This is a genomic window from Geobacillus sp. DSP4a (assembly GCF_013096875.1).
Taxonomy (GTDB): Bacteria; Bacillota; Bacilli; order Bacillales; family Anoxybacillaceae; genus Geobacillus; species Geobacillus thermophilus.
The window spans coordinates 1-369 of sequence record NZ_SDLD01000242.1; the positions used below are offsets into that span (position 1 = coordinate 1).

The following is a 369-nucleotide window of genomic DNA, read 5'->3' on the forward strand; positions in this document are numbered from 1 at the left end:
ATTTTGGGAAGCGGGCGTGCTTTCAGCTGGATCGATTTCATGTGGCGCGGGAGCTGCGTCAGTGTCTGTCCGGCCATCCGCGTTGGCGGGAGGTGCGGAAGAAGCTGGCGAAACAAGACGAAGAGGGGCTTCTCGTGGAGCTGAACAGCGCGGTCGGCACGTTGGAGGACGAAGGCAAAGAACAACAGCTGGCCGCCTTGATTCGCCGGATCGAGTCGATGCCGGGATGCATCCGGGACTATCGGGAGTGGCTGTCGGAGCAAGGGGTGGAGACGACCGGCATGCGTCCGATGGGCCACGCCGAGAGCGTGATGAGCCGGTTTGCGCATCGGGTGAAATCCCGCCGCAGCTGGAAAGACCAAGGGCTTC

1 protein-coding gene is annotated in these 369 nt (G+C 62.6%); it reads left to right on the forward strand.

Annotation, left to right across the window (positions count from 1 at the left end):
* Positions 1–369 (forward strand): UPF0236 family transposase-like protein (locus tag ETC02_RS17180; RefSeq protein WP_171698502.1); only part of this gene is annotated, 369 nt, incomplete at both ends.